At 58.1% G+C, this 21,597-nt stretch carries 21 protein-coding genes; 12 read left to right on the top strand and 9 right to left on the bottom strand.

Features of this window, described 5'->3' with window-relative positions:
* Positions 1 to 3 precede the first annotated feature (3 nt).
* From essC to L6439_RS17765, 11 genes are all read left to right on the top strand, one after another.
* Positions 4 to 4,014: a type VII secretion protein EssC gene (essC, locus tag L6439_RS17815; protein ID WP_213468110.1), complete on the top strand. Its 4,011-nt coding sequence runs from the start codon at positions 4 to 6 to the stop codon at positions 4,012 to 4,014.
* Between the two features lie 18 nt (positions 4,015 to 4,032).
* Entirely contained in the window at positions 4,033 to 4,878 is an 846-nt protein-coding gene (locus L6439_RS17810) for a hypothetical protein (RefSeq protein ID WP_213468414.1), read from the top strand.
* A 5-nt stretch (positions 4,879 to 4,883) separates the two neighbouring features.
* A complete protein-coding gene (locus tag L6439_RS17805; RefSeq protein WP_168178887.1) occupies positions 4,884 to 6,077 on the top strand; it encodes a WXG100 family type VII secretion target in 1,194 nt (397 codons plus the stop codon).
* Positions 6,078 to 6,119: 42 nt separating this feature from the next.
* Entirely contained in the window at positions 6,120 to 6,422 is a 303-nt protein-coding gene (locus L6439_RS17800; RefSeq protein WP_168178785.1) for a DUF4176 domain-containing protein, read from the top strand.
* A 107-nt stretch (positions 6,423 to 6,529) separates the two neighbouring features.
* The gene (locus tag L6439_RS17795) at positions 6,530 to 6,805 is read left to right on the top strand and encodes a WXG100 family type VII secretion target (protein ID WP_006674860.1); all 276 of its coding nucleotides are present in this window, start codon (positions 6,530 to 6,532) and stop codon (positions 6,803 to 6,805) included.
* Between the two features lie 126 nt (positions 6,806 to 6,931).
* Complete coding sequence (locus tag L6439_RS17790; RefSeq protein WP_168178784.1) at positions 6,932 to 8,890, top strand: hypothetical protein; 1,959 nt, start codon at positions 6,932 to 6,934, stop codon at positions 8,888 to 8,890.
* 47 nt (positions 8,891 to 8,937) lie between these two features.
* Positions 8,938 to 9,690: a vWA domain-containing protein gene (locus L6439_RS17785; RefSeq protein WP_168178886.1), complete on the top strand. Its 753-nt coding sequence runs from the start codon at positions 8,938 to 8,940 to the stop codon at positions 9,688 to 9,690.
* Positions 9,691 to 9,707: 17 nt separating this feature from the next.
* Entirely contained in the window at positions 9,708 to 10,532 is an 825-nt protein-coding gene (locus tag L6439_RS17780; protein ID WP_213468111.1) for a PP2C family serine/threonine-protein phosphatase, read from the top strand.
* Between the two features lie 145 nt (positions 10,533 to 10,677).
* On the top strand, positions 10,678 to 11,229 hold the full coding sequence (locus L6439_RS17775; RefSeq protein WP_168178782.1) for a ribonuclease FAU-1 family protein: 552 nt from the start codon (positions 10,678 to 10,680) through the stop codon (positions 11,227 to 11,229).
* Between the two features lie 88 nt (positions 11,230 to 11,317).
* Positions 11,318 to 11,509, top strand: a complete 192-nt coding sequence (locus L6439_RS17770) for a hypothetical protein (RefSeq protein WP_168178781.1) — start codon at positions 11,318 to 11,320, stop codon at positions 11,507 to 11,509.
* A 65-nt stretch (positions 11,510 to 11,574) separates the two neighbouring features.
* The gene (locus tag L6439_RS17765; RefSeq protein WP_168178780.1) at positions 11,575 to 11,829 is read left to right on the top strand and encodes a DUF2164 domain-containing protein; all 255 of its coding nucleotides are present in this window, start codon (positions 11,575 to 11,577) and stop codon (positions 11,827 to 11,829) included.
* A 91-nt stretch (positions 11,830 to 11,920) separates the two neighbouring features.
* Here the strand turns inward: L6439_RS17765 and L6439_RS17760 are convergent, their stop codons facing one another.
* From L6439_RS17760 to L6439_RS17750, 3 genes are read right to left on the bottom strand one after another with little or no spacing between them, the layout of a single operon-like run.
* Positions 11,921 to 12,124: a hypothetical protein gene (locus L6439_RS17760; protein ID WP_168178779.1), complete on the bottom strand. Its 204-nt coding sequence runs from the start codon at positions 12,122 to 12,124 to the stop codon at positions 11,921 to 11,923.
* Entirely contained in the window at positions 12,121 to 12,432 is a 312-nt protein-coding gene (locus tag L6439_RS17755; protein WP_213468112.1) for a hypothetical protein, read from the bottom strand. Before L6439_RS17755 ends, L6439_RS17760 begins: the two co-directional genes overlap by 4 nt.
* 59 nt (positions 12,433 to 12,491) lie before the next feature.
* Positions 12,492 to 13,508, bottom strand: a complete 1,017-nt coding sequence (locus L6439_RS17750; RefSeq protein WP_168178777.1) for a polysaccharide pyruvyl transferase family protein — start codon at positions 13,506 to 13,508, stop codon at positions 12,492 to 12,494.
* A 425-nt stretch (positions 13,509 to 13,933) separates the two neighbouring features.
* Between L6439_RS17750 and L6439_RS17745 the strand changes: the two genes are divergently transcribed.
* Complete coding sequence (locus L6439_RS17745) at positions 13,934 to 14,614, top strand: HAD family hydrolase (RefSeq protein ID WP_168178776.1); 681 nt, start codon at positions 13,934 to 13,936, stop codon at positions 14,612 to 14,614.
* A 255-nt stretch (positions 14,615 to 14,869) separates the two neighbouring features.
* Here the strand turns inward: L6439_RS17745 and L6439_RS17740 are convergent, their stop codons facing one another.
* From L6439_RS17740 to L6439_RS17715, 6 genes are all read right to left on the bottom strand, one after another.
* A complete protein-coding gene (locus tag L6439_RS17740) occupies positions 14,870 to 15,829 on the bottom strand; it encodes an ABC transporter ATP-binding protein (RefSeq protein WP_168178775.1) in 960 nt (319 codons plus the stop codon).
* Positions 15,826 to 16,818, bottom strand: a complete 993-nt coding sequence (locus L6439_RS17735) for an ABC transporter ATP-binding protein (RefSeq protein ID WP_168178774.1) — start codon at positions 16,816 to 16,818, stop codon at positions 15,826 to 15,828. The genes L6439_RS17740 and L6439_RS17735 overlap by 4 nt, the downstream gene beginning before the upstream one ends.
* Positions 16,819 to 16,837: 19 nt before the next feature.
* The gene (locus L6439_RS17730; protein WP_168178773.1) at positions 16,838 to 17,785 is read right to left on the bottom strand and encodes an ABC transporter permease; all 948 of its coding nucleotides are present in this window, start codon (positions 17,783 to 17,785) and stop codon (positions 16,838 to 16,840) included.
* Positions 17,782 to 18,720, bottom strand: a complete 939-nt coding sequence (locus L6439_RS17725; protein WP_213468113.1) for an ABC transporter permease — start codon at positions 18,718 to 18,720, stop codon at positions 17,782 to 17,784. Before L6439_RS17725 ends, L6439_RS17730 begins: the two co-directional genes overlap by 4 nt.
* Before the next feature lie 120 nt (positions 18,721 to 18,840).
* A complete protein-coding gene (locus L6439_RS17720; RefSeq protein ID WP_168178771.1) occupies positions 18,841 to 20,544 on the bottom strand; it encodes a peptide ABC transporter substrate-binding protein in 1,704 nt (567 codons plus the stop codon).
* A 306-nt stretch (positions 20,545 to 20,850) separates the two neighbouring features.
* Entirely contained in the window at positions 20,851 to 21,348 is a 498-nt protein-coding gene (locus L6439_RS17715) for a copper amine oxidase N-terminal domain-containing protein (protein ID WP_168178770.1), read from the bottom strand.
* Positions 21,349 to 21,597: the final 249 nt, after the last annotated feature.

The raw sequence follows: 21,597 nt of genomic DNA, 5'->3' as shown, positions 1-21,597 counted from the left end.
GCCGTGAACGTACTGTACCAGAGATCACCTAGAATCAAGCCTACGCTGCGCAGGGATAAGCTTGAGATTTTGCGCCCGCCGGCGGAACCGACCCGTCCTACCTTTTCGATTATTACGATTATCATTCCGATTATTATGACGTTGGTCAGTGTCGGTTTTTACATATATATGTCGATGTCAGGCAAGATGGGCAACAGCAATTATATGATGTTCCAGATGTTGACCATTTTTATGATGCTTACGTCGTATACTCTTCCTTTTTTTATGTATTTGAACAATAAGAAGGTGTACGAGCGCCGCAAGGTGGAGCGCGATCGGATGTACCGCGCCCAATTGGATAAGCATCGGGAAGAATTGCAGGAGAAGGCAAGGGAGCAATTGGAGGCGTTGCAGGCGATTCATGGCGATCCCGAAGTATGCTATCAGATCGTCAAGAACCGGAGCAGCAATCTGTGGGAGCGCGGGCCTGCAGACGATGATTTCATGCATGTGCGAATCGGCACCGGCCCGGTGCCATTCTATATGGAGATTGAAGTGCCGCGCGCGGACGGCTATGAGCGCGATCCGTTGATCGACGCCGCCCGGGAAGTCGCCGAAGAGTTCGAGCGGGTGGATCAGGCGCCTATCGCGCTTCCTTTGTATCCGGCCAAGGTCATCGGCATTGTCGGTGGACGGGAAGCGGTCATGAATGCGATCCGCGTCATCACGGCGCAGTTGTCTACCCGGCATTCGCCGGACGAAGTGAAGCTGGCCGCCTTCTATGACGAGCGCGAAGCCGAGGAATGGAGCTGGCTTCGCTGGCTGCCCCATACGTGGGATGACGAACGGACGCACCGGTATTTGGCGGATCGCCGCAGCGGGGCGCATCAGCTGGCGGACCAGTTGTTCAGCCTGCTGAACCGGAGGAAAAGCTTCCGTACGTCCGGTCAGAAGAAGCAGCATCTTCCTTGTTATGTCGTCCTGCTGTCCGATACGCAGCTGGTGGAGGAGGAGCCGCTCTATCCGCTTCTCCTGGAGGATGCGGGCCGCATCGACGCCTGCACGATCGTGCTCTCGGAGAGCAAGGAGCGCCTGCCGATGCAGTGCCAGCTTATCATCGAAGTGGGCGATTCCGAAGGAACGTATACGCATAAGACGGAAGAAGAAGGCATCGTTCGGCATGCCTTTTCCGCCGATCTTATGCCTCTGGAAGGGATGGACACGCTTGCCCGCTATATGGCGCCGATTCGTCTGAAGCGATCGGCCGCGTCCGACATTCCTGCCGTGCTGACGCTGTTCGAGATGCTGGGAGTGAAGGAGATCGGGCAACTGGACATTGCTTCGCGCTGGCGGAAAAACCGCTATCCCGATACGCTGCCGGTCCCGGTCGGCGTGCGCGCGGGAAGCAAGAAGATCATGCTGAATCTGCATGACAAAATCGAGCGCAAGGGACATGGGCCGCACGGCCTCATCGCGGGCACGACCGGTTCGGGGAAGAGCGAGGTCATCCAGTCGCTCATCGCTTCGCTTGCCGCGGAGTTCCATCCGCATGAGCTGGCGTTCATGCTGATTGACTACAAGGGCGGCGGCATGTCGAACACGTTCGTCGATCTGCCGCATGTCGTAGGCACGATAACGAATCTGGACGACAGCTTGATCGAGCGGGCCAAGGTGTCGCTCCGGGCGGAGCTCATCCGCCGGCAGCGCATCTTGAACGATGCCGGGAATCTGCAGCATATCGACGAGTATTACCGCTCGGACCGGCGGGCGGAGCATCCGCTTCCGCATCTGGTCATTATCATCGATGAATTCGCCCAGTTGAAAAAGGATCAGCCGGAGTTCATGGACGAGCTGATCAGCATCGCCACGATCGGCCGGACGCTCGGCGTCCACCTCATCCTGGCAACGCAGAAGCCGGCGGGCGTCGTTGACGAGAAAATTTGGAGCAATACCCGCTTCCGCATCTGCCTCCGGGTTCAGAGCGAAGGGGACAGCCGGGATATGCTTAAAATACCGAATGCCGCCTGGATAACCAATCCCGGGAGAGGCTATTTCCAGGTCGGAAGCGATGAAGTGTTCGAAGAGATGCAGTTCGCCTGGAGCGGCGCGCCTTATCTGGTGAAGCGCAAGGACGATGACGCCTCGCCTGTCCAGATTTATGAGGTCCGGCTGAACGGCAAGCGCGAACCGCTGCTGACCGGAGAGGAGCTTTCTTCCGCGCTGATGGAGAAGGAGCCGCCGAAGCAGCTTCAAGTGTTCATCGGCCATGTGGCCGAGACGGCCCGCCGCGAGGGGATTGAGCGCCTTCCGGGCCCATGGCTCCCGCCGCTGCCGGAGCATCTGGAATTGGATGAAGTTGTGGGAATGCGCCAGGAAGAACCGGATGAACCATGGCAGGCTGAGCATCTGGAGACCGAGCTGCAGGCGGTGGTCGGCTTGGTCGATGATCTGATGCGGCAGCGGCAGGAGCCGCTCCGACTGAGCATGGATCAGGGACATCTCGCCGTATACGGCATGCCGGGCACGGGGAAGACGACCTTCGTTCAATCGCTGTTGATGTCGCTGGCGAAGCAGTTCACGCCGGAACGGTGGCATGGCTATGTCGTGGACATGGGGCGGATGATGAAGGACATCGCCCAACTGCCTCATGTCGGTTCGGTCATGCTGGCGGAGGAGGAGGACCGCATCAAGCGGCTGTTCCGCTACCTGTCGCAGCAGCTGGCCGAACGCAAAGAAATGATATCGGAAATGGGCGTCAAGACGATTGCCTCCTACCGGAGAGCGGCCCGCGAACAGGTGCCGCACATCGTCGTCGTCATCGACGGGTATTTGAACTTCCGGACGACCTATCCGGAGGAGAACGAACTGCTGGAATACTTGCTGCGCGAAGGCGGAAGCCTCGCCATTACGTTCATCATTACGGCGAACCGCGTAACCGATATTTTCGAAAAGGTGCGCAGCAACATTCCGCAGGCGGTGTCGTTCGAACTGGCCGATCCGAGCGATTACTATTTCGCGGTCGGTCGGCCGACGAAGGCGCCGGCGCAGCTTCCGCCGGGGCGCGGACTGGTGAAGGGAGCCGTCCCGCCGCTTGAATTCCAGACCGCGCTGCCGTCCAGCGGTCCGGACGAGACCGAGCGGATCCTGCGGCTGCGCGCAGAGATGAAGGCGATCAAGGAGGCGTGGTACGGCAAGGAAGCGCCGCCGATTCGGCCTCTGCCGGAGATAGTCCGGCTGCCGGAGCTGCTCCAGGATCCCGAGAGAAGGGCGCCGGAAGGCAGCGAGGGCTTGTATCGGGTGCCGGTCGGCCTCCGTTTGGACGATCTGGAACCGTTTCTTATCGATTTGAAGGAAGGCCCTCATTTCGTGGTAGCCAGCCCGATGGAGAGCGGCAAGACGTCGTTCCTGTCGAGCTGGATGCTGTCGCTGGCTTATCATGTCTCGCCGGAGAAGCTTCATATCTATGCGGTCGATACCCGGTTCGGCGGGGAAGGGATCAGCCGCTTGTCCGGTCTTCCTCATGTCAGAGGAGTCGCTGTGCGGGAAGAAGAGATTCCATTCCTCGTGCAGATGATATATGATCAAGTACAGAACCGGACAAAGGAAGCGCATGAACCGGCCCTCTTGCTTGTGATGGACGATGCCGATGATTTATGCAAACAGCTGACTGATTTTTCTGTAAAGGACCAGCTGTCTGCCATCGCGCGGCAGGGCCGGGATCGGAATGTCCATGTCGTGCTGGCGGGAGTTCCATCGGAGTTCCCTACCTTCGGCGTCGATTGGTTCAACGATGTGAAGGCGTCCCAATCGGGATTCCTGTTCGGAACGATCGATGCGAACGACCTGTCCTTCCTGCGCTTGCCGATATCCGAATCGAACAGCGGGAGCTCCGGAACGAAGATGCTGCCGCCGGGACAAGGATATTTTATGCGACGCAAATTTACCAAATTGAAAGCCGCTTTTCCATATACCGAGTCGTGGACTCCAAATGAATGGTCAGAACGAATTCGCGAACGATGGAATGTACCGGTCTGATGGGGGGTGCATGAATTGATGACGACAGATGACGTTGAAAAAGAAGAGAAAAAGATGAGAGATAGCATTACGCTGGATGCGAAAGAGTTGTACTTTCTGACCGGTATTATCGGTTCTGACCGTTTATTGGGCATCGAAGATCCGTTTCGCGGATATTTGACGGACGAGATTGCGGAAGAATGGGACCGGGCCAAGTCAGCTCTGCTGAAAAAGGGATATTTGAGAGAAGAGCCGAACGGGGTGGAGCTGTCCATGCCCCCGCATGTGTTTTCCAGCGTGGCTGTCACCGGATTGGCCAAGCGGTCGTGCTGGGTCAGGTATTCCCATGCGAGCGAAGTGTTCGAAGGCTACCTCCATATGACGGACGAGATGGTTATCCAGCGCGTGCGGTGCAACGAGGATCCGGACAGGTATATGCTCTATGAGATCGGATCGGTGGAAGAGGCCTGCCATGAGCTTATCGAGAGGATGGGCTGGGCCGACCAGCCGGAGACGGATATGACCTCGGTGATATTGTCCAAAAGGCATTTTCACAAGCTGTATGAGCAGGCTCCGCAGTTGACTGTCGAGCAAATGACATGCCAATTGATGACGTTCGACGGAGAGGAAGAAGGGGCGCTCGCCCTGGCCCGCTCCATGAAAAATAAAGTTGCGGAAGGAGAGTTCCTCTTCCTGGTCTGGAATGAGCAGGATTGGGACGTCCAGGGGCTGGCGTTTATCATTGGCGATTCATGCAACTGGCTGATCCGCAAAAGCTCTAAAGGTGACGAAGATTGGTTGACGGCCACGCCGACGACAAAGGAGCAATTTGCCCGAATGTTCGTGCAGTGGGACCGGCAGCTCGCAAAAGATGAGGGAAGGTGACAACGATGCGTATTCTCGTCTATCCGGATGCGCTCCGTGATATGGGCCGTCAGCTTCAAATTGCGGCGGAACAAATACAATCTATACAATCGTCTCTGAGCCAGGCGCTGCACACGTTGACGTGGGAGTCTTCAATCAAGACATCCGTCATGGAAGAATGGCAGCAGGCGTCGCGTCTGTCTTCCCAGATTCACGAGCTGCTGTTCGAGCTGGGCAAGCATCTCACTACGAAAGCGGAGCAATTCCAGACGGCGGATCAGCAGACGAACAGCATTTTACCGCCAGGGGTTAAAATCGGATCGGCGACGGCCATATTCAGCGGCATCATGATGGGGGGGACCTCTCTCATTCTTCCCGGGGCGGCGCCGGGGCTTGGCACGATCTCGAATCCGAATTCGGCCGTTCGCGCGATGAATGGAGGCGGGACCTCCATCGGCTTGAGCTGGAAGCCGACGGAGGCGCAATTATACGGCTTCGCCAAGGGCGGCTATGACATGGTGCGCATGCACCGCGACAAATTCAACGTGAATGTGCGGGGAGACGGTTATGTCACCATTAGCGGAGCCCGCTCCGATTACGCGCTGTCGGAAGGGATTCGCGGTACGCGGTATACCGCCTCGAACGCGTCTAATCACCCTAATGTATGGAAGTTCGTCGACCCGGGCATCGCGATGAAGGAAGCCTTCTCGCTCAAGGGGTGGAGCGCGAAGCTGGGCTATGCCGGCCTCGCCTACGACACGGGAACCGCCGTCATGACGGATTACGAAGCGGGCGGGGCCAGCCGCGCGGCGGCGAGCGGCGTCGTGAACGGTTCCCTCGGCCTGGGCACGATGGCGGCCAGCGCGGCCGTCGGCGCTTATGTCGGCTCCGTCGTCCCGGTGGGAGGAACCATCGTCGGGGCAGGCGTCGGATTGGCCGCGGGCGCGGTCATTTCCATGGCCTCGGAAGTAACGGTTAACGGCAAGTCATTGAAAACCTACGCGGTGGACGCGGTAGACAGCGCGGTGGACAACGTATCCGACTCGGTGTCGGGAGGGGCGAAGTCGCTCTCCACAAAAGTGCAATCCGTCTCGGACACGGTAGCTGACGGAGTAAAGGCGGTCAAGAGCGGAGCGACAAAGACGGCGAAGCGCATCACAGATTCCGTCTCGGACACGTTCGGGGGTCTCGGAAAATGGTTCCCGGGCACCCGCTCTTAACCGGTCAGAGGCGCAATTGAACAGAGAAGGGAAGGGTGCGATTTGAAGAATCAAGCAGAACAACTCCGTCCTGCGGATGAAAAGACGTTACTGCCGCTCGGCTCGGTCGTATTGCTGCGCGACGGAAGTAAGAAACTGATGATATATGGCCGCAAGCAGCTGCAAATCAAGACGAATCGTCTGTTTGATTATTTGGGCGTCGTCTATCCGGAAGGGTACATAGACGAGAACTTTTCCTTTTTATTCAATCATGAGGATATCGACGTTGTCGCCCATGTAGGTTTTTCGAACTATGAAGAAGAAGCGTTTCAAAAAATACTTCAGGAAGTTTCACCGGCTAAGTAAAAGGTAATATGGAAATTAGGTCCAGGGCCTCTTACCGAGTAGGAATGGAATTCATGTACAATTGACCTAGCATTTATCCTATCCATTTCCAAAGGAGGAAGTTAATAATGGCAGGCCGTATTTTAATTACACCTGAACAAGTGGACCAGGTTGCAAATCAATTCAAGCAGGGCGGAGAGCAGAGCCAACAGGTGGTCTCCAGCCTGACACAAGCGATTCAAGGCATGGAAGGTCAATGGGAAGGGATGACGAAGCAGCGCTTCTTCCAGGAATTCCAGGAAGCCAGCAGACAGATGCAGGCTTTCGTTCAGACGCTGAACGGCATCAGCGAAGAACTGCGCGCGATTGCGAACAAGTTCCGCACAATCGACCAACAGCGATAATACGGAATGCGGGGCTGTGCTGCCGCTGCGCATGAACCTGATAAGAAAACCGGGCGTTGTAGCGACTCCCGGTTTTCTTGCAGTATGCCGCATGATGTAACTTGAATCACCACGGGGGGATGGGGAATGTCATTTCAGCCGAATCCGGGAGATTCGATCCGGCTGTACGGAACCGATTATCTCATTGGAGAACACCCGGCTGCTCCCGGTCTGGCTTACGCGCAGGCCGGAAGGCAAGGAATCGTATATCAATTGATCCCGCATGACGGCGACATGCAGGAGATGAAGGCGCTCAAGGTGTTCTTTCCGAAATACCGCATACCGGCCATGGTCTATCAATCGGAGCAGCTGGATGCGTACAGCGCCTTGCCCGGGCTTAGCGTATGCAAGCGGCACATCTTGACTCCTGAAAAAAACGGAGGAATCATCCAGTCGCATACCGACCTGTTGTACGCGGTGCTGATGCCATGGGTACATGGCCCTACCTGGTTGGATATGATCGCAGCCCAGCGGGCCCTTACCCGGCGGGAAAGCCTTGAGCTGGCGACCTCCCTCGCGCAGATCTGCTCGGGGATGGAGCAAAAAGGATTGGCTCACTGCGATTTGTCTGCGCCGAACGTATTGCTTCCGTTTTTTTCGGAAGTTAACAGGCATCGCGGCGGATCCCCGATCGAGCTCGTCGACGTGGAGCAGATGTACAGCCCGAAGCTGGACCGGCCGGACGTGCTTCTCGCCGGTTCGCCGGGATATGCGGCGCACCGCACCGTGCAGAGCGGGTTATGGAGCGCATATGCGGATCGGTTCGCGGGTGCGATCATTCTCGCCGAGATGCTCGGCTGGTCCGACGACCGCGTCATCGGGCGCGCATGGGGAGAGAGCTATTTCGATCAGCATGAAATGCAGACTGCCTGCGAGCGGTACGGGTTGATGAAGCGCTCGCTGGAGGAGCGCTGGGGGAGCAAGGTTGCCGAGCTGTTCGTTCGGGCGTGGGAGAGCCAGGACTTGAGCAGCTGCCCGACCTTCGGGGAATGGCTCATTATTTTGTCCGGCGTGTCCGCTGACGAGCCGCTTGAGGCGGAACCCCAACCCCAGCAGCCGTCTCCGGCTGCCAGCGGTACGCCGGCGGGCATGCCGGGCTCCGAACCGGCCGGGCAAGACCCGGTTCCGCTGGACGCTTCGCAAGCGGCCGGCCGTTCCGATCCGAATGTAACGGATCGGTTGTTCAACCAAGCCAGGGAGCTGGAGCAGAAGGGGCAATGGCAGAGCGCGCTTGAGGTGTATCGTTCGGCGCATCATTTCGTCTCTGCCGGAAGCCCGATGGAGGTCGAACTGTCGGCCGCCATCGCAGGCTTGGAGGAACGGCTGCGCGCGGAGCAAGCCCCGCCCGGGAAGCGTCCGGGCAATCGCCGCCGAACCGCCGCGCTGCTGGCGGCGGGTATCGTCGTCCTGCTGCTGGGCGCGAGTCCTCTAGTGTATAACATGTTGCAAGCCGATGCCCTGAAGGCGAAGGAGCAGCAGGAGGCGCTGGCCGCGAAGCAGCGCGAGGAGGCGGAGCTGGCCCGCAAGCAGGCGGAGGAGGAAGCCCGCCGCAAGCAGGAGGAAGAAGCCCGGCTGGCGGCACAGCGCGAGGAAGAGGCGAAGAAGGAGCAGGAACGGAAGAAGCTGGAGCAGCAGAAGCTGGCCGAGAAGAAGCGGGCCGAGCAGAAGAAGAAGGAAGAAGAGCGGAAGAAGCTTCAGGAGAAGTATGACAAGCAAGCGAAATATGAGAAGTATCTCCAGTGGAAGCAGCAGCAGGCCGAGGCGCAAAAGCGCAAGCAGGAGGAAGAGGCCCGCAAGCGCAAGGAGCAGGAGGAACTGAAGCGGGTTCGGGAACGGGATGCGGTGCTGCTCGTGGCCTCCTATAACAAAACCTACAATTCCGCCAAGCGGGATAATCACGAGAAAGCCCGGAAGACAGCGCTGGAATTCGCGAAGCGCTATGAGAAGGATCCCGATTATTTCAATAAGAAGCCCGACATGTCCGCCCGGGCGGGACATATTTATAAATATTTGAAAAACCGGGAGCATGAGCTTCCCGATATTTAATCATGTAATCCGGAAAGCAGGATAGAACAGAGGTGACACCGAAGCGGATGAACTATACGATTCAAGCTTCCCAACGGACGCCGGCGCTCATTATATATCTTATTGACATCAGCGCTTCGATGAATATGCTGATGGACGGCAAGCGCCGGATAGACATTGTATACGAAGCGTTGTCCTTGGCCATTCGGCAGATGGTATTCCGATCCACCAAGGGCAACCGGCTCACGCCCCGGTACCGCCTGGCCATACTGGCCTACAGCGATGATGTGTACGACCTGCTGAACGGCATCAAGGGCATCGACGAAATCGCCAGTCTTGGCTCGCTGCCGGATCTGACGCCGGTCCGGTTCTCCGATTCGGCCAAGGCGTTCCGTCAGGCGGAACGAATCCTGGAGGCGGAGCTGCCGAATATGCAGGACTGCCCGGCTCCGCTTGTCTGTCATATGACCGACGGGGTTGCGACCGGGGAGGACCCGGAGCCCATCGCGAAGCGGATTATGCAAATGAGCGTGCCGGACGGCAATGTGCTGGTGGAGAATATTTTCATATCCGATCATATTATGGGCTCGCCAATCGCGGAGCCGCGCCGCTGGAAAGGGATTATGGCGGATACGCCATTCAAGGATGAGCATGCCGAGAAGCTGCGCAACATGTCTTCCGTCCTGCCGGAGAGTTACCGGGAGATGCTGGTCGAGGCGGATTATCATCTCGCTCCCGGCGCGCGCATGATGCTCCCCGGAAGCTGCGCGGAGCTCGTGTCCATCGGGTTCCAGATGTCGGCGGCGACGCCGGTTCGGTAGAGATGGGGAGATTGCGTATGCGAATTGGCCGAAAAAAATCGTACCGGCATGACCCGGCGGTACAGCGAATCCTGTGCCCCCAGCATAGCGAGCATCCCGTAACGATCATTGAACACCCGTACCGGTGCCGGTACGGCTATGCGCGGGCGGAAGAGACGGTCCAGCAGCGCGAGAACGGGCAGGACTTCCTCGGACTGCATCTGCAGGGCAACGGCTGCAGCTTCGTGCTGTGCGACGGGGTCAGCATGAGCTATCAGGGCGACTTCGCCGCCCGGTTCCTCGGGGAGCGGTTGCTTGGCTGGCTGGCAGACCTGGGCGCACCGCCAAACGAGCAAGCCTTCCATGCCTATATCGGAGGGTTGACCGGCCCGGCGACGAAGGCGGTCGAAGGTTTGCCGATCCCCCGCGACACGCCGCAGCTGCTGAGGGAAGTGCTTGAAGAGAAGCGGAGCCGCGGCAGCGAATCGATGTTCATCTGCGGCCATATCGAGCGCGCCAGCCGCAGCGGGCTCCGCAAGGGCAAGCTGTGGCTCGCCTGGCAGGGCGACTGCCGTCTGCGCCTGTGGGTGAACGGCACGGAAGTGAAGGCGCCATTCCAGGATAAGATACGTATCGGCGAGCGCTGGTCCACGTTAACCGGCCCGGTCGGCGGACCGCCGCATCTGTTCGCGATGGACTTACCCCGCTCCGGGACCTACCGGCTGCTCTGCTATACGGACGGCTTGCGCGAGCTGGACGGCTGCAGCGGAACGCCGTCGGATGCAGAGCTGCAGCGGATGCTGGATCAGCCGCAGGGCGGCGCGTTGACGGATGACGCTTCATTTATCGAGGTGTCGTGGTGAGCCGGCTGAACTGTTGTTCATACTCCAAGTAAGGACATCGGGAGCGATGTTCTTTTTTTTGCGGATTTTCGGGTTGAATAGCGGTATAATGGAAGAGATTTACGGAGAACGTGTATTTGGAGACGGGAGAAGAAAGGTTGACTTCATGAAACGAAAACATGCTGACCGCAGCGACTGGAAACGGATTGAATCGCGTGATTTTGCTATAATGCATCAGGATACCGAAGATTTCTCGGGTTATGTGACGCTGCTCCATTTCCATGCGGTGCGTGCGCCGCTTGTCAAAAAAATGGACGGCCGGAAGCTTGTGCTGGCGGACGCCGGTTATTATTGGATGCAGCATTTCCCGCAGGGCAAGCGCTACTCCGTGACGACGATGCTGGATGACAAGGAAGAAGTGGTCCAGTGGTATGTGGACATCTGCGAGCCCCCCGAAGTGGACGAGCGCGGAATTCCGTATTATGACGATCTGTACCTGGACATCGTTCTGCTGCCGTCAGGGAAGATTTTTTTGCTGGATGAAGACGAATTGGACGAGGCGCTTCGCCTGGGACGCATATCGGAGGAACAGTACCGGTTGGCGACCGAGCAAGCGCATGCTTTGATGAAGCATATAAAGGAGCTGGCCGCCGTCCGGAACGGCATGCATGATTTCCGCAAGCTGAAGCCGCTGCTTCGCCCTTATCCGAACGGGTAAGGAAGAGAACGGGTAAGGAGCCGCAACTTGTGACCTGGCGGCCGGCGGGAAAGCGCGTACTGAGACATAACGGTTGGAGGTGTCTCCGATGGATATCGGATTCGTTTCATTTTTTGGATTTATCCCGCTTATGATTTATGCGGTGGTCTTCGCCCTTGGCATCTATATCAGTATTCTGGTCATTCGCGCGCTGCACCGGACCATCCGCTGGCTGGACTTGGCCATTCGGGAGAAGGAGAGCAGGTTGGGACAGCCTCCGGTCTATCCGCCGGATCGTTGATGGCGCGCACAACGGCTGGATTCAAGCGGAACGCAGGGAACGAAGGAGTATGGAGGAGGAGCGGCATGAATCCGATAAAGCTGCCAAGAGAACAGAAGCAGCACATTATGGAGCAGGTGAAGCGTTTCTTTGCGGAAGAGCGCGCGGAGGAGCTTGGAGATATCGGAGCGGAGCAGCTCGTTGATTTTATGATCAAGGAACTGGGTCCGCATCTGTACAACCAGGCGGTTCAGGATGCAAGGAAGCTGCTCCTCGAGCGGATGGCCGCTCTGGAGGACGACCTGTACGCGCTGGAGCGCCCCTTGCAAAGACATCGTTAAGCTCGGGGGGTCACCCATGCCCCGAGAGCCGGAGGGAAGAGCCGGTACTACAGCGCCGGGGCGCACGTTCCCGTGCGCCCCGGCGTCATTATCAGTCTGCGGGAATGCGGACAAGTTCGATCGCTTGCAGCGGAATGGCGGCGATTTGCCCGGAAGGTCCGTTAAAAATCAGAGGAACCTTAAGGGTCAGGGTGGAGCTGCCGACGGATTGCAGCGTCCCCGCCGTCACGCCATGGGCGGTCATGATCTCCACCGCATTCCCGATATAACTTCGCAGCAGTTGGCGAAAGTTCATCGCAAGGTCTCCTCTCTGCTTGCCGATGATTGGACATAGGTCACTTTGGAAAACGGGATGACGGCGCGATCGCCGGTTGCCTCCCTTAGCTGCAAAACGCCGGCGCCTACGCTGAGGAGCACGCCCCGCACCGAAGCGCTTGGGGTGCAGACCACGATCTCCGTTCCCACCTTGAACTCCAGGAACCGTTTTAATTCTTCATTAGGGCCCGAAGCCGCTTCATCGGCGCCGCGAGCCAATTCCTCGACTTTTCCCTCCAGATGGCGAATCTTGTTGACAAGCCGGCCGTACCCGAACCAGAAACCCATCCTGCTACCTCCTCTCTCTACGATCATTTTTGTTCGATCTGTTCCGATGGCCATCACAATCAGCGATGCTGCCGGCATCGCTGCTCGATATCCGCCTTCAGGCGGCGAAGCTGGCGCACGCTCTCGCGTTCGGCCTGGCGGATGCGGGGCAGGGCCGCCTGCGCCTTGGCCTGGCCGTGTTCAAGGAAATCCTCGATTCGCGGCCAATGGTCTTCTCCTTCCGTTTCAACGGAGCAGACATATTTCTCCATGCCGAAGGGCCTGAGCAGGCAGCGGAGCTTATTCGTCTTGCGGAAGGCGAACACGGGCTTTCCGGCGCGCAGGGCCACAAGCGACGGATGGAGCTTGCAGGAGATCAGCATGTCCATGGCTTGAATGATGCTGTAGGTCACGTCCAGTTCCATGAACGGCGGCAGCGCTTCGGCGGAGGCGCGGGGATGGCGGGCCTTCAGGGCCCGGTACAGCCGGTTGCACATGTTGAAGTCGGAGAATCCGTTCGTAGGATGATTCATGACGGGTATAAGGGCAAGATGGAAGCCTTCGCTTGTCAACCGGAGGAAGAGCCGAAGGATTGCTTCGAGCGGGAAGGCGGAACAGGCGGAGACGACGATGCCGATCGTGGGCCTGTCGGATAACCGCTTTACGGGGAACCGGGGCTCCCGATAGCCGAAAGCGATGTCCGGCGCCATCGTCGGATACGGGTGGAAGCCGGCCCGGGAAGCGACAGCAAGCGAATGGGCGTCGCGGAACACGGCCTTGTTGGCCTGACGTACCCGCTCCCGGTACAGATTCACTTGGTCCTCCGGCCAGGTCTCTTCCGGCCAGTCATCGCCAATGCCGACGCCATATACCCAGGTGGGATGATTGCGCAGCGCCGCCGGGAAGTAATAAGGGTTGAAGTAGTGCGGCGTGATCAGATCTCCTCCCCCGATGATGACGGCATCGGTCTCATCCGGGTTCATATGCGGCAGCCAGGGGTAGACGGCATGTCCGTCGAGATGCTTCTGCAGCGTCCGCAAGCATAAATCGTCGCCGAAGCGCCCCATCCCGTAATATCCGCATACGGCAATATTCATCAATGCACCTCCTCTCCCTCGAAATGAATCGGCCGCTTGCCGCCTTCCTCTCTACCATATGCGAGACTGATAGAATCGAGATTCCGCTCTCGCCCTTCGCTTCGGAAAATCATTGTTTGCCATGCGGCTTGCATGCCGAGCGCCGGCTCAGCTTCGCGGTGGAACGAAGTAAGCGATTTCTTTGAATGAAAGGCAGCCGTGATCTCCTAGTTCAGCAAGCCTATCCTGGAGGCCCCCAAGTCCCTTTTTCAGGAGATGACTCTCTTCTTGCGAAACAGGTTTGCTATACTGGAAGTATTCTCGACGCTTATCGACGGAATTGTGCAGCGGCGGCAGCCCAGGCCCGGTCCGTGAGGTGGGGTACAGCGCGGCGCATTCATACGGAACATCGGCCGGAAGTCATGCGGATAAGGGGATGGGACGTCATGGCGAAGTACAAGGCGCTATTTATTAACTTTTATGGAACGTTGGCATGGGAAGATGAGAACATATTGCAGATTGCGTTCCGCAATATCCAGGTGAATTCCCGCCGGGAATGCAGTCTGCGGGAGATCGGTACTTACTGGTGGCAGAGCTTGTCCAGGATGCTGCTCGAGAGCTATGGCAGCTCGTATCAGAGCCAGCGCCAGCTCGCGTGGGAATGCCTGGCCGAGACGCTCATTTACTTCGATTCGTTCAGCCGGCCGGACGATCTGCTGGCGCTCCAGTACGCCAATTGGGAACAACCGAACCTTTACGAGGATGCGAGACGGTTCGTGGAGCTGGCCCGCCAATCCTATCCGGTCTATATATTGTCGAATACGGATCGGGCCGATATCGAGGCGGCTTTGCGCCTGCACGGTTTGGAGGTGGACGGGGTCATGACGAGCGAGGATGCGCGCGCCTACAAGCCGCGGCCGGAGATGTTCCGCTGCGCTCTGGAGCAGTTCGGGCTCAAGCGGGAGGATGTGCTTCATATCGGAGATTCCTTGAGCGGCGACGTGGGGGGCGCGGCGAACGTCGGAATCGATACGGTCTGGCTGAACCGGAAAAACAAGCAGGGCAGCTTCCCTCATATCCGGTTCATCTGCGGCGATCTGTTTCAGTTGTCCTCTCATTTGCTGTAAGCATAGTGTCTTTGCATCGTTGCCGTAGTAAGCTTCCTCCGGAAGCTGTATTATGCGGGAAGCTGTAGAGGAGGGCATTCGCGCTATGCGTGGGATTGCGGCCGGAGAGGGCGAGTCAGCTTCGCGGATCGGGCAGGCTGGCCGGAAGGCTCGCTGCCTTCTCTTACTCATCTAACGAACAGGAGGCTGAACGGAATGCGTTCGGCCTCCTGCCGTATCTTCTGCTGTGGTCCCTGCACGCGGCTCGCGGACAGCTTACGCCAGATGGCAGGCGACATAGTGTCCCGGCTTCGCCTCCCGGAACTCCGGCTTGCGCTCGGCGCAGGTCCCGTTCGCGAACGGGCATCGCGTCCGGAAGGAGCAGCCGCTCGGCGGATGCAGCGGACTCGGCAGCTCGCCGCTCAGCACGATGCGCTCCTTGCCTGCCTCGATGTCGGGATCGGGAACGGGAATGGCGGACATGAGCGCCCGCGTATACGGATGAAGCGGCTCCGCATACAACGTCCCGCTGTCGGCCAGCTCCACGATCTGGCCCAAGTACATGACGGCCACCCGATCGCTGATATGCTTGACCATGGACAGATCATGCGCGATGAACAGGTAGGTCAGCCCAAGACGCTTCTGCAGATCCTGCAGCAGATTGACGACTTGGGCCTGTATCGATACGTCCAAGGCCGAGATTGGTTCGTCGCAGATGATGAACTTCGGATCGACCGCCAGCGCGCGGGCGATACCGATGCGCTGGCGCTGGCCGCCCGAGAACTCATGGGGATAGCGGGTGGCATGATCGGGATTGAGCCCCACCAGGTGAAGCAGCTCCTCGACCCGCTTCCTGCGGGCGGAACGGCTGCCGGCGAGGCGATGAATGTCCAGCGCCTCCCCGATAATATCCATGATGGTCATGCGCGGATTCAGCGATGCATACGGGTCCTGGAAGATCATCTGCATCTCGCGGCGGAAGGCCTTGAGCTGACGCGGCTTCAACCGGTATATATTCGTCCCCCCGTACCAGGCTTCCCCGTCCGTCGGCTCGTACAAGCGGAGGATCGTCCGTCCCGCCGTCGATTTGCCGCATCCCGATTCGCCTACCATACCGAGCGTCTCTCCTCTGCGAACAGTGAAGCTGATATTATGGACGGCCTTCAGCGTCTGGCCCCGTCCAAGGTGGAAATGCTTGCTCAGCCGGTTGATCCGGAGCAGTGGCTCTGTGCTCATCTGGCCACCTCCCGTGCGAGCGGATGCAGCAGCCAGCAGCTCGCGCTGTGGGTTCCGCTGATGGCGGTCGCTTCCGGCTGCCGTTCCTGGCAGACGCGCATCGCATCGCTGCAGCGGGCCCAGAACGGGCACCCGGACGGCGGCTTGGCCAGGTCGGGCGGCGTGCCGTATATCGGCACGAGCGGCTCATCCTTGCCCTGATCGATTCGCGGCAAGGAACGCAGCAGACCACGGGTGTAGGGATGCTTCGGCTTCTTGAATATTTCCCGCTTCGTGCCGGTCTCGACGATCTGGCCCGCATACATGACGATGACGCGATCGCACAGATCCGCCACGATGCCAAGATCATGCGTAATGAGAATGATCGATGTCCCGAAGTCGCGCTGCAGCTGCTTGAGCACGCGCAGAATCTGGGCCTGGATCGTCACGTCCAGCGCCGTCGTCGGCTCGTCCGCGATGAGCAGCGCCGGGCGGCAGGCCAAGGCAATGGCGATCATGGCCCGCTGCCTCATGCCGCCGGAGAACTCATGCGGATATTGGGAGAAGCGCGTGGCCGGATGGGGGATGCCGACCATCTCCAGCATCTCTATCGCCCGGCGCTTGGCTTCCTGCGATGTCAGGCGCTGATGCTTCATCAGCACTTCGGTAATCTGGCGGCCGATCGTCATCGTCGGATTGAGCGATGTCATCGGATCCTGGAAGATCATTCCGATATCCTTGCCCCGGATGGACTGCATTTCCCGCTCCTTCAGGCTCAGCAGATCTTTTCCCTGGAACCGGATCTCCCCTTGATGAACGCGGGCGGGAGGATGCGGCAGAAGACGCATGATCGCTTGGGCGGTCACGCTCTTGCCGCAGCCGGATTCGCCGACGATGGCGACGGCCTCGCCGGGCTGGACATGGAATCCGATGCCGCGCACGGCTTGCACCTCGCCGCCGCGGACATGGAAGGAGACACAGAGATCTTGGACTTCTAGCAATCGCTGCATGGGCGAACCCTCCTTGTCCTTATTTTTTCATCTTCGGATCGAGCGCATCGCGCAGCCCGTCGCCGAACAGATTGAAGCACAGCATCATCAAGCTGATGAACAGCGCAGGGAAGGCAAGCCGCCAAGGATGTATGATCATCGCTTTAAGGGCGTCGTTAATCATCGTCCCCCACGATGCGGCCGGCGATTGCACGCCCAGCCCGAGGAAGCTCAGCACCGCTTCGCTGAAGATGGCTGCCGGCACCGCCAAGGTCAAGGTGACGATAATCGGGCCCATGGCGTTCGGCAGGAGATGCCGGAACAGAATGCGCATGCCCGACGAGCCGAGGGAGCGGGAGGCGAGGGCATATTCCTGATTTTTGAGCTGCATCATCTGCCCGCGCACGATCCAGGACATATTGATCCAGCCGGTCACGCACAGCGCCAAAATAATCGTGCTCAGGCTCGGTTCGAAGACGACGACGAGCAGAATTGCCACCAGCAGATCCGGGATGGAATAGATGATTTCGGAGATTTTGTTCATCACCTCGTCAAGCCGTCCGCCGATATAGCCCATGATGCCGCCGTAGATGACGCCGATGACGAGGTTGATGGCCGCGGCGGAGAAGCCGACGGTAAGCGAGATGCGGGCGCCCATCCACGTGCGGGCGAACATGTCGCGGCCGAGATCGTCCGTGCCGAACCAATGCTCGGAGGAAGGCGGCAGGTTCGTCTTCTCCAGATTGTTGGAGTAGTAATCGTAAGGCGTCAGCATCGGGCCGATAATGGCCATGACGATGATGAGCAGCAAGAAGACAAGACCCGTCATGGCAACCCGGTTGCCGCGCAGCCGCAGCCAGGCGTCGCGCCATGCGGATACGCTTTCCTGTTCGATCGCTTCCGCCGCATGTTCGCTGACGTTCGCCTTGCGGAAATCTTCCGGGGCGAGAGGACGTTCATCGGCAGGGGAGGAATGGAACATGGTCATGCGGCCTTCTCCTTTCTCGTGACAAGAGTGATGCGGGGATCGATCAACCCGTATGCGATGTCGGTGATGAAGCGGGCACACATCAGAATCAGCCCGTAGAATAGGGTGATTCCCATAATAAGCGAGTAGTCGCGGTTGCTGATGCTCGTCACGAATATTTTGCCGAGCCCCCCGATTCCGAATATTTGCTCGATGATGAAGGAGCCTGTCACGACGTTGGCCGTCAGCGGCCCAAGATAGGTGACAACGGGCAGAATGCCGTTGCGCAGCACATGCCGGCGGATGATGGTGCCGCGGGACAGGCCTTTGGCCTTGGCCGTCTTAATATAATCGGCCGTTAACACTTCCAGCATGTTCGAGCGCGTCAGGCGCGCGATGAAGGCGATAGGCAGGGCGGAGAGGGCCAGGGTCGGCATGATGTAATCAAGCGGTCCGTTCAGGCCGACGACATGCAGCCACTTCAGCTTCACGCCGAAAATATATTGAAAGAAGGAGGCGAGCACGAAGCTGGGGACCGAGACGCCCAGCACGGCGATGACCATCGAGGCGGAGTCGAGCAGCTTGCGATGCCGCAGGGCCGCGACCATGCCCAGGCTGACGCCGATGACGACGGAGACGATAATCGATACGACGCCAAGCTTCATGGAGTAGGGGAAGGCATCCCGTATCGTCTGGCCGACTTCGCGGTCCTGCATTTTCATCGAAATCCCCAGATCGCCTTTCGCCAGGTTGGACAAGTAGACGAAATATTGCTCATACAGCGGTTTATCCAGTCCGTATTGGGCCATGAGACGGGCGCGAATTTCGGGCGGAACCGCTTTTTCGGACATGAACGGGTCGCCGGGAATGGCCTTCATGAGCAAAAAGGTGACGGAAGCCAGCACCCACAGCGACAGGATAAGATAGAACAGCTTGGTCAAGGAGTACCGAATCATGGATGCATCCTCCTTCTGATCAGGTTCATTCCGCCGCGGATATGAAGAAGCGGGACGCACCGGCCATTGGCCAAGTGCATCCCGGATGAGCTTCATCCCGGGCAAGCGCGAGCGGCGCCGTTATTCGAAATAACCCCGGCTGTAGTTAATCATTCCTTGATAGTCGATAAATACGTTTTTGAGATACGGCTTCTTCAACCCAACACTTGTATAGTAGTACAGCGGAAGAATGGCCTGATCCCGCTCGATCAGCATGCGCTCCGCCTTTTCCATCAATTCCATCCTTTCCTTGTTGTCCAATGATTGCTTCGCGTCCCGGACGAGCTTGTCGAATTCCGGATTGCTGTACCCGATATCGTTGTTGCCGCTTCCGGTCATGTACAGATCGATGAAGGACATCGGGTCGTTGTAGTCGGTCGTCCATCCGGCCCGGGCCATCTGATAGTTGAGCGCGGTGCGGTTCTTCAGGAAGACGCCCCATTCCTGGTTTTCGATTTTCACTTTGATGCCGAGATTTTTGCTCCACATGTCGGCGACCGCCTCGGCGACCTTTTTGTGGCTCTCATCGGTATTGTAAGCGAGCGTAAATTCAGGCATGGCGGACAGCCCGAGCTCGCTGAGCCCCTTCTGCAGCAGCGCCTTCGCTTCCTCTATATTCTCCTTGAAATAATCATCCTTGTGTTCGGAGCGGTATTCCGCTTTCTCGCCCGCGATTCCCGGAGGAACGATGCCGAACGCGGGAAGCTGTCCGCCGAGAGTCACCTTGTCGACGATGAGCTGACGGTCGATCGCCATCGACAGCGCTTTGCGGATGTTGACGTTATTGAACGGCTCCTGCTTATTGTTGAACAAATAGTAGTAGCTGGAGGCGATGCCCTTAATCTCGAGTTCGTCCGGCTTCGTCTCCTTCAAGATCGGAATTTGCTCGTTCGGAACGCGTCCGGTCGGCATGCCGGCATAGTCGATTTGGTCAGTCTCGTACATATTCAGCTCCGAACCGGAATCGGCGACCATGGACATTTGCACTTTGGTGAATTTGACGTCATCCTTATCGTAGTAATGTTCATTTTTTACCATCTCAAGCGAGCTTTGCTGCTTCCATTCGCTGATTTTGAACGGTCCGTTCGAAATAATGGTGCTCGCCTCGGAAGCCCATTTCGGATTGTCTTTGACGGAGGAATGCACCGGGAAGTAGGTCTGGAAAGAAAGCAGGCTTAAAAAATACGGAGTGGAATGCTCCAGCTCGACCTCGAGCGTGTGCGCATCGGCCGCCTTGATGGCGACGGAATTCGGATCGGCGTTCTGGCCGGTATTGTATGCTTCCGCGCCCTTGATATAGTACAGTTGATAAGCGTACGGCGGCGCCGGCTCGGTCTTCGGATCGAGCACCCGCTTCCAGGAGAACTCGAAGTCTTCGGCAGTCACGGGATCTCCGTTCGACCATTTCGCGTCCTTCCGCAAATGGAAGGTGTACTTGGTGCCATCCGGGGAGATATCCCACTTCTCGGCGGTGCCCGGGATGGGCTCTCCGTTCTCATTGCTCCGCGTCAACCCTTCGAACAGCCCGTTGAGCACGGCGTGCGCCACCGTGTCTTGCGCCAGTCCGGGATCGAGCGTCGGCGGGTTCGAATGCAGATTGAAGCGGAAGACCTGCTCCTTCGGCGTTTCGGTCTTGCCCCCGGGCCCCGGATCAGCGGGCTTTTCCTTGTTCGCCGCCGGTGGCGAGGAAGAGTTGGTGCCTTGGCCGCTGCCGCCGCAAGCACTCATAAAAGCGCTTACAGCCAGTAATAGTGTCAGCACGGCCAGCATGGATTTGCGTCTCATTCGCATAGCGTACCCCTCTCTTGGTATGAAGTGGTCCACCTGGCCGGCGGCAAGACGATGAAGCGGCAGCGATGCGGCCATCGGTGTATACCCTATCATTCTATAAAAATGCCAACTCGTCTCTATTTATTCCCATTTGCGATAAATTTTTATGGAGCAGGTCGTGGAAAACGCGGATTTCCGGGGTGAGCAGGGAGCGGAAGGGGGCCTTTCGGTTCAGGTCAGACGACAAGCGCGGCAAAAAACGGGACCGGAAGAGTCCGGTCCCGTTCGGCGTTCGCCGTCCTGCTGACGGCGGCGCAGGAATTATTCGGAAGAATAAGGCTGCGGCTCATACCAGAGCGTAACGGTTCTTGACTTGCCTTCCCAGGTGAAGTCGAACAGAAATACATCGTGCAGCAGCTGAATCGGCACATAGGTCTTGCCTTTGATCACTTTGGGAAGCGTGGTCAGCTTCGTATCCTTGCCGTTGACTTTCATCTTATTGGTAAGCGAGTTCCAGGCAATATCATCCTCGGGGCCATCGATATATACGGTGTGGCTGATGCCCTCCCACCGGACCTTGAACTGGAACGCTTCACTGATATCCATAATGGGCACATAGGTTTTGCTGTCGATCAGAAGTCCGTTCTCTGTTATCGGTTCGCCTTCCTTGTCGACGACCAGTACGCTGACGGGTTCGGGCGTAAGCTTCGCGGCCCGGGACTTGTCTTCCTGCTTGGCAGCCGATGCCGGAAGGCTGATCGACGCCACCAGAGCTCCTATTAACATAATCATGCCCAATGTACGAAGAGTAGCTTGCATTGAACCGACAACCTCCTTTACTACTAGTTTATAACGTGGAGAACCTGAAAAAGTTACATGTTTCTTCAATTTTTTTGGCTTTCTCCAAAAAAAATGTCGACGCTGCAGCAGTGAGCGGCACATTTTACTCTGAGTTACCCGGAAAGGAGACCTGTGAGTCACGCAGCAGATGCTTTATCCAGAGGGGGCGGCCGAGCGGAATCGCCCGATTGGAGCGGGGAAGATGGAATGGAGCGGAACTTCCGGCTT

The organism is Paenibacillus dendritiformis, from assembly GCF_021654795.1.
Taxonomy (GTDB): domain Bacteria; phylum Bacillota; class Bacilli; order Paenibacillales; family Paenibacillaceae; genus Paenibacillus_B.
The sequence above is the reverse complement of the archived record's forward strand: the minus strand, read 5'-3'. Positions and strand labels throughout refer to the sequence as shown.

Coding starts and splice junctions, on each gene's coding strand:
- L6439_RS17810 (WP_213468414.1), top strand. CDS start 4,033: ATGACGACAGATGACGTTGAAAAAGAAGAGAAAAAGATGAGAGATAGC.
- L6439_RS17805 (WP_168178887.1), top strand. CDS start 4,884: ATGCGTATTCTCGTCTATCCGGATGCGCTCCGTGATATGGGCCGTCAG.
- L6439_RS17795 (WP_006674860.1), top strand. CDS start 6,530: ATGGCAGGCCGTATTTTAATTACACCTGAACAAGTGGACCAGGTTGCA.
- L6439_RS17790 (WP_168178784.1), top strand. CDS start 6,932: ATGTCATTTCAGCCGAATCCGGGAGATTCGATCCGGCTGTACGGAACC.
- L6439_RS17785 (WP_168178886.1), top strand. CDS start 8,938: ATGAACTATACGATTCAAGCTTCCCAACGGACGCCGGCGCTCATTATA.
- L6439_RS17780 (WP_213468111.1), top strand. CDS start 9,708: ATGCGAATTGGCCGAAAAAAATCGTACCGGCATGACCCGGCGGTACAG.
- L6439_RS17775 (WP_168178782.1), top strand. CDS start 10,678: ATGAAACGAAAACATGCTGACCGCAGCGACTGGAAACGGATTGAATCG.
- L6439_RS17770 (WP_168178781.1), top strand. CDS start 11,318: ATGGATATCGGATTCGTTTCATTTTTTGGATTTATCCCGCTTATGATT.
- L6439_RS17765 (WP_168178780.1), top strand. CDS start 11,575: ATGAATCCGATAAAGCTGCCAAGAGAACAGAAGCAGCACATTATGGAG.
- L6439_RS17760 (WP_168178779.1), bottom strand. CDS start 12,124: ATGAACTTTCGCCAACTGCTGCGAAGTTATATCGGGAATGCGGTGGAG.
- L6439_RS17755 (WP_213468112.1), bottom strand. CDS start 12,432: ATGGGTTTCTGGTTCGGGTACGGCCGGCTTGTCAACAAGATTCGCCAT.
- L6439_RS17750 (WP_168178777.1), bottom strand. CDS start 13,508: ATGAATATTGCCGTATGCGGATATTACGGGATGGGGCGCTTCGGCGAC.
- L6439_RS17745 (WP_168178776.1), top strand. CDS start 13,934: ATGGCGAAGTACAAGGCGCTATTTATTAACTTTTATGGAACGTTGGCA.
- L6439_RS17740 (WP_168178775.1), bottom strand. CDS start 15,829: ATGAGCACAGAGCCACTGCTCCGGATCAACCGGCTGAGCAAGCATTTC.
- L6439_RS17735 (WP_168178774.1), bottom strand. CDS start 16,818: ATGCAGCGATTGCTAGAAGTCCAAGATCTCTGTGTCTCCTTCCATGTC.
- L6439_RS17730 (WP_168178773.1), bottom strand. CDS start 17,785: ATGACCATGTTCCATTCCTCCCCTGCCGATGAACGTCCTCTCGCCCCG.
- L6439_RS17725 (WP_213468113.1), bottom strand. CDS start 18,720: ATGATTCGGTACTCCTTGACCAAGCTGTTCTATCTTATCCTGTCGCTG.
- L6439_RS17720 (WP_168178771.1), bottom strand. CDS start 20,544: ATGAGACGCAAATCCATGCTGGCCGTGCTGACACTATTACTGGCTGTA.
- L6439_RS17715 (WP_168178770.1), bottom strand. CDS start 21,348: ATGCAAGCTACTCTTCGTACATTGGGCATGATTATGTTAATAGGAGCT.